At 55.8% G+C, this 1,654-nt stretch carries 2 protein-coding genes; both read right to left on the bottom strand.

The features are described 5' to 3' along the window. Positions 1–579: 579 nt before the first annotated feature. Positions 580–873: a helix-turn-helix domain-containing protein gene (locus THISIDRAFT_RS07700; protein WP_006788268.1), complete on the bottom strand. Its 294-nt coding sequence runs from the start codon at positions 871–873 to the stop codon at positions 580–582. After that, entirely contained in the window at positions 870–1,289 is a 420-nt protein-coding gene (locus THISIDRAFT_RS07695) for a type II toxin-antitoxin system RelE/ParE family toxin (protein WP_246585350.1), read from the bottom strand. The genes THISIDRAFT_RS07700 and THISIDRAFT_RS07695 overlap by 4 nt, the downstream gene beginning before the upstream one ends. Positions 1,290–1,654 lie beyond the last annotated feature (365 nt).

Here is a 1,654-nt window from a genome sequence, read left to right as displayed (position 1 = left end):
TCCCTGCCTGCGCCGCGCGCGTCGCGGCAGGCAGTCGTTGCTGCACGCCCAAAACTCTCCCCCTGCCAAGGGGGAGTCCCGCCGCAGGCGGGGAGGGGGTTAAAATTCCCCATAACCACCCCGGCGCTACGCGCCACCCCTCCTTAAAAAGGAGGGGAGTTTTTGACGTGGCGGCACCTTCCCGGAGCCGCCCGCGCAGCGGTAATCCCAGCTGATTCTGCTCCTAAAAACCTAAGCAAAGTTAGATAACCTATCTACAATAGAGAATTCTGATAAACAATGAAGAAAAAATCAAGAACTGTTTTTTGCTCCCAAAGTGTGGTGGCGGCTCCCTGCCTGCGCCGCGCGCGCCGTTGCTGCACGCACAAAACTCTCCCCCTGCCAAGGGGGAGTCCCGCCGCAGGCGGGGAGGGGGTCAAAATAACCCATAACCACCCCGGCGCTACGCACCTCCCCTCCTTAAAAAGGAGGGGAGTTTTTGACGTAGTGGCGGCTTCTAGCCGTCGCTTTTTTGTGCGGCATCAGGATGATTCCGCCACGTTGGTCACCGTTCCATAAAGGCTTTTCGTAAAATTGGCATTACGCAGACAGACGCAGCTCAGGATGAAGACCTGCGCGTGTGGCCAAGGTCAGCAACATGTCCAAACTAAAATCTTCCACCTTGCCCTTGAGCAGTCGCGACACTCGGGGCTGGGTGATACCTAAGTGATGTGCCGCCTCAGCCTGTGTCCAGCCCTGTGATTTAAGATGTTGAACCGTGCGAATCATGATCTCAGTACGCAGTTTCATCACCTCAGCCTCAGCAGGATCAAAGCCGAGATCAGCGAAGACATTGCCGCTACTTTCAATGATACGGGTGTCGTTATCGTTCACAGTGCTTCTCCAATCAGTTTGTAACGTTTTGCGGCTAAGTCGATATCGTTCTTTGTAGTCTTTTGCGACTTTTTCTGGAATGCGTGCAGGACGTAAACGGCATCGTCTTGTTTGGCGACATAAATCACCCGGAATGCGCCGCTGGGCTCTCGATGCCGAATTTCATAGGCACCTGCACCAACGCACTTCATCGGTTTGAAGTTGCTTGGGTTGCCACCGTACTGGATGGTCATCAACTCAATGCCCAAGGTGTGACGCACCGAGGCGGGCATTTTACGCAGATCGTCCAGGCTGGAACCGATAAATTTCAACGGCTTCATGCGCCCGTTTATGCCAGAACTTGTATAAATAAACAAGTGTGGCGGCGGCTTCCCTGCCTGCGCCGCGCGCGTCGCGGCAGGCAGTCGTTGCTGCACGCCCAAAACTCTCCCCCTGCCAAGGGGGAGTCCCGCCGCAGGCGGGGAGGGGGTTAAAATTCCCCATAACCACCCCGGCGCTACGCGCCACCCCTCCTTAAAAAGGAGGGGAGTTTTTGACGTGGCGGCACCTTCCCGGAGCCGCCCGCGCAGCGGTAATCCCAGCTGATTCTGCTCCTAAAAACCTAAGCAAAGTTAGATAACCTATCTACAATAGAGAATTCTGATAAACAATGAAGAAAAAATCAAGAACTGTTTTTTGCTCCCAAAGTGTGGTGGCGGCTCCCTGCCTGCGCCGCGCGCGCCGTTGCTGCACGCAAAAAACTCTCCCCCTGCCAAGGGGGAGTCCCGCCGCAGGCGGGGAG

The sequence above is a fragment of the Thiorhodospira sibirica ATCC 700588 genome (assembly GCF_000227725.2).
Lineage (GTDB): Bacteria > Pseudomonadota > Gammaproteobacteria > Ectothiorhodospirales > Ectothiorhodospiraceae > Thiorhodospira > Thiorhodospira sibirica.
This window is presented reverse-complemented; position numbering and strand designations above follow the sequence as displayed.